Origin of the sequence: Cyclobacterium xiamenense, from assembly GCF_009467825.1 — a bacterium.
GTDB lineage: Bacteria > Bacteroidota > Bacteroidia > Cytophagales > Cyclobacteriaceae > Cyclobacterium > Cyclobacterium xiamenense.
Window position 1 is genome coordinate 2,036 of record NZ_WIOK01000063.1, and the last position, 3,708, is coordinate 5,743.

The following is a 3,708-nucleotide window of genomic DNA, read 5'->3' on the forward strand; positions in this document are numbered from 1 at the left end:
CCCGGGTGCTGGCAGCCGGACTACTCGATCAGGGAAAATCCGAGGACGCTGCAATTGAGGAAGCATTCGCACGCATCCTTTGCCGTCCTCCCAGTGCGGAGGAACGCGGGTTGCTGACCGAGTACTACCGGGAAGAGTTGAAACGGTTTCAACAGAGCCCCGAGAAAATACTGCAAGCCGTCAGACCGGGGGAATCTCCGCTTGGTCCCATGGGAGATACCGCCGAGGCAGCCGCCCTCATGCAAGTAATAGTGGCCATTTACAACGTAGAAGAAGCGATTACCAAAACCTGATATGGAAAAAGAACAATTAGAAAACGGATTGAACGAAAACAGGAGAAAGTTCCTGTCCAAGATAAGCCTGGGACTGGGAAGTGTCGCATTGGGCTCGCTTCTGATCCCTGATTTGTTTGATGGAAAATCCCAGCTGGACACCGATAAGCTGATGGCCAGCCTGCCCCACTTCGCCCCCAAAGCCAAACGGGTGATCTATTTGTTTCAAAACGGAGCCCCCAGTCAGCTGGAATCCTTTGATTACAAGCCCACCCTCAACAAGCGACTCGGAGAGGAACTCCCCGACTCCATCCGTCAAGGGCAACGCCTGACCGGGATGACGGCCGGTCAGTCCTCCTTTCCTCTGGTCGGCTCCTACCACGGATTCAAGCAATACGGGCAATCCGGGGCCTGGGTAAGCGACTTGTTTCCCTACACAGCCAAAATTGTGGACGATCTGTGCATCGTCAAATCCATGCACACAGAAGCCATCAATCACGATCCCGCATTGACCTTTTTTCAGACGGGTGCACAGGTAGGCAACCGACCCAGCATGGGCGCCTGGCTGAGCTACGGACTGGGCAGTGAAAACAACAACCTGCCAAGCTTCTGCGTGCTGCTGTCCCGGGGAAAAGGCAACGGACAGGGCGTCTATTCCAAACTCTGGACCAATGGATTTCTGGACTCGGTACATCAGGGTGTGCAGTTTTCCAGCGGAGACGACCCGGTACTCTACCTAAACGATCCCGAAGGCATGAACAAGACCGACCGCAGGCGCATGCTCGACAAGATCTCCGCACTCAACCAGATGAACTACCAGTCCTTTGGCGATCCGGAGATCAGTGCCAAAATACAGCAATACGAAATGGCTTACCGCATGCAGACCGCCGTACCGGAGGTCACCGACGTGTCCAAAGAGCCCGACAGCATTGTCAAACTCTACGGTCCCGAGTGCCTGGTACCCGGCACTTATGCAGCCAACTGCCTGTTGGCACGGAAGCTCTCCGAAAACGGCGTACGCTTTGTCCAGCTGTACCATCAGGGATGGGATCAGCACGGCAACCTGCCCAACGAAATGGCCGGACAGGCCCTGGATACCGATCAGGCATCCGCTGCCCTTATCACCGACCTCAAGCAGCGGGGACTACTCGACGAGACCCTGGTGATCTGGGGAGGAGAGTTTGGTAGGACCAATTATTGCCAGGGCAGGTTCTCGGCCGACAACTACGGCAGGGACCATCACCCCCGGGCCTTTTCCATCTGGATGGCCGGAGGCGGCGTGAAGCCAGGGATCAGCTACGGAGAAACCGACGAGTTTGGCTACAACATTGTCAAAAACCCCGTACACGTGCATGATTTTCATGCCACCATGCTCCACCTGCTGGGCGTAGATCATGAAAAACTGACCTTCAAACATCAGGGTAGAAGGTACCGGCTTACCGATGTGGCCGGTAACCTGGTCAATGACATCATTGCCTGAGTCTTCACCCTCCTTTCTGCACGTTATGTTATCCAATAAATTGAAGGCCATCCTGGGCCAGATCGTATTTGCCGTCAATGTCTTTGTGCTCTTTCTGGTCCTGGCCGAAAACCGGGTGCTCATTCCCGACTGGCTGCACGTCTTTGGACGCATGCACCCCCTGCTGCTGCACTTTCCCATCGTGTTACTCCTGATGGCCCTGTTGCTGATCGGTATCCCCGACTTGTTAAAAAACCAGGAAGACAGCCGCATGTACGGCCGGGACCTGCTGCTGCTGGGTACGCTCACAGCTGGGTTTACGGTCATCGCCGGCCTGTTGCTTTCCCACGAGAGCGGCTACGAGCAGGATGCCCTGAGCTGGCATAAGTGGACCGGCCTGCTGGTGTTCTGGACCTCCTCCCTGCTCTACAACTTCCTGCAGTACCCCAACCGGCTGCTAATCAAATCCTCCACGGCCTTTCTGGCCCTAGTAGTGGTCCTTTCCGGCCACCTGGGTGCCTCCATTACCCATGGAGAAGACTTCATCACCGGCCCCTTGAAATCCGACGAGCAACTCACCGTCAGCCTGGAGGAAGCAGAAGTATTTGCCCACGTCGTGTATCCCATCATCGAAAACAAATGCGTCAGTTGCCACAAAGCCTCCAAGCAAAAGGGGGAACTGCGCATGGATCAGGTAGAACGCCTGCTCAAAGGTGGTGAATCCGGACCTGCTATCGTGCCCCATGACCTGGAAAACAGCCTGATGGTACAGCGAATCAATCTTCCCCAGGAAGACGAAGAACACATGCCGCCCGAAGGAAAACCGCAGTTGACCGCCGAGGAAAAATCCATACTCGAAGCCTGGATCCAATCCGGCGCCCCGGTAGAAGGCAGGGTACAGGAGCTATCCGACAGCAGCAGTATCTACAGCTTGGCCGTAAACAAATTCAGCGCCCAGCCTGCAAGCTATGATTTTGACGAAGTTTCCTCCGCTACCCTGGAAGAACTCACCAATTTTTACCGAAAGGTACAACCCCTGGGGCTGGAATCCCCGGCAGTATCGGTCAGCTATTTTGGCAGGGCCAGCTTTGATCCCCGCTCCTTGGAAGAGTTGGCTCCCATTCAGGTGCAGACAGTCTCCATCAACCTGAACAACATGCCTCTGGAGGACTCAGACCTGCAATCCCTGTCGGGCTTTGTCAACCTGGAAAAACTCTACCTGAATTTTGCGTCCATCCAGGGAGAAGGCCTGCAGTACCTCAAAGGACTCGAAAAACTCCAGCTGTTATCCCTGGCAGGCAACCCCTTGCAGGAGGCTGCCCTGGCACAACTGGCGGAACTTAAAAGCCTGAAAAAACTCTACCTCTGGAATACCGGGCTTTCGGAAAGCTCCCTGGAAGAGCTCCGGGCAGCACTCCCTGGCACTCGGATTGAATCCGGCACCAGCGTCAGCGAAACGATCCTGACGCTTAATCCACCCGTGATAACCTTTGACCGGGCATTTTTCCGCGACAAACTTACCGTCCAACTCAGCCATCCCATTGGCACCACCACCATCGGCTATACCCTGGATGGAACAGAACCCGACAGCAGCAATCACCTGGTGTATACCGGACCCCTGGAAATCGACGCCGACAAAATCCTAAAAGCGCGTGCCTTTGCCGAAGGATGGATCGGAAGCAAGACCGCGGAAGCCGAATTCATCCAATCCACCATCGTTCCGGATAGCTTCCAAATGAACTACCTGCCCGAAGATCGGCACAAGGGAGATGGACAGGAAAGCCTCTTTGACCGAAAAAAAGCCATCCCCGATGGCTGGAATCTCAACTGGCTGGGTTTTCTCAACAATCCCCTGGAGGTAGAAATGGACTTTGATACACCGACCACCATCAACTCCATGGCCCTCTCCATCTGGCAAAACGGCGGTGCGCGGTTTTTCCCCCCCAGTCAGGTGCAGCTGTGGACCCGGGATAGCCC

At 55.2% G+C, this 3,708-nt stretch carries 2 protein-coding genes and 1 pseudogene; all 3 read left to right on the forward strand.

Annotation, left to right across the window (positions count from 1 at the left end; translation table 11 throughout):
• Positions 1–293 (forward strand): annotated as a pseudogene (locus GCU44_RS23360) (hypothetical protein); the annotation flags it as partial.
• Position 294: 1 nt separating this feature from the next.
• Entirely contained in the window at positions 295–1,752 is a 1,458-nt protein-coding gene (locus GCU44_RS22765) for a DUF1501 domain-containing protein (RefSeq protein ID WP_092173898.1), read from the forward strand.
• Positions 1,736–3,708 (forward strand): c-type cytochrome domain-containing protein (locus GCU44_RS22770; protein WP_241685076.1); only part of this gene is annotated, 1,973 nt, incomplete at its 3' end. The genes GCU44_RS22765 and GCU44_RS22770, both read left to right, overlap by 17 nt.